The organism is Paraburkholderia sp. IW21 (assembly GCF_041321145.1).
In the GTDB taxonomy this organism is placed as follows: domain Bacteria; phylum Pseudomonadota; class Gammaproteobacteria; order Burkholderiales; family Burkholderiaceae; genus Paraburkholderia.
This window is the reverse complement of the sequence record NZ_JBGGWA010000037.1, coordinates 1-1,044: the sequence shown is the minus strand read 5'-3', so window position 1 is coordinate 1,044 and position 1,044 is coordinate 1. Positions and strand designations below refer to the sequence as shown.

The following is a 1,044-nucleotide window of genomic DNA, read 5'->3' as shown; positions in this document are numbered from 1 at the left end:
CACGCGGCAAACCGCAAGGAGTCCACCATGACTCAGGAACAGAAAGTTATCCGCGCCAAGGTCGGGATGCTGGAGCTGGCCCGGCAACTGGGCAACGTCAGTCAGGCCTGCCGTGTAATGGGCTATTCGCGCGACAGCTTCTACCGTTTCAAGGAACTGTACGATAAGGGCGGTGAAGCGGCCCTGCAGGAAATCTCCCATCATCGTCCGGTGCTGAAGAACCGCGTGGATCCGCAGGTCGAGGCCGCGGTGCTCGAACTGTCGCTGGAACTGCCAGCCTACGGTCAGATCCGTATCGCCAACGAAGTGCTCAAACGCCATGCCCTGAGCGTGTCGCCACAGGGTGTGCGCGGCGTCTGGTTGCGTCATGATCTCCAGACCATGAACCATCGTCTCAAGGCTCTGGAAGCCAGATCCGCCCAGGAAGGGATAGTACTGACCGAATCACAGCTAGCCGCGCTCGAGCGCGCCAAACTGGAAAAGGAAACACACGGCGAATTCGAATCGGAATGCCCCGGCTACTGCGGTGCCCAGGACACCTTTTACGTCGGCACGCTCAAAGGCGTGGGTCGCGTCTATCAGCAGACCTTTGTCGATACCTACTCGAAAGTGGCGTTTGCAAAGCTCTATGACCGTAAGACGCCGCTGCCGGCCGCCGACCTGCTCAACGATCGCGTCGTACCGTTCTTCGACTGCTACGGCATCCCGCTCGCGCGGGTGCTGACCGACCGGGGCACGGAGTATTGCGGCAACCCGGAACACCATGAATACGAGCTTTATCTGGCTGTGGAGAACATCGACCACACCCGCACCAAAGCACGTTCTCCGCAAACCAATGGCATCGTCGAGCGGCTACACAGGACCATGCTCAACGAGTTCTATCGCATCGCCTTCCGCAGGAAGATTTACGACTCGATCGCAGCTCTGCAGACCGATTTGGACGGCTGGCTTGACCAGTACAACAATGAGCGCGAACATCAGGGGCGATGGTGCTACGGCAAGACGCCTATGCGTACCTTCCTCGATTCACTCGAACTCGCCAGG

General features: G+C 59.1%; 1 protein-coding gene. It reads left to right on the top strand.

Going from position 1 to position 1,044, the window contains the following annotated elements; all coding sequences use genetic code 11:
- Nucleotides 1-27 precede the first annotated feature (27 nt).
- The coding region (locus ACAX43_RS32925) for an IS481 family transposase (RefSeq protein ID WP_370712484.1) at nucleotides 28-1,044 on the top strand (1,017 nt) is incomplete at its 3' end.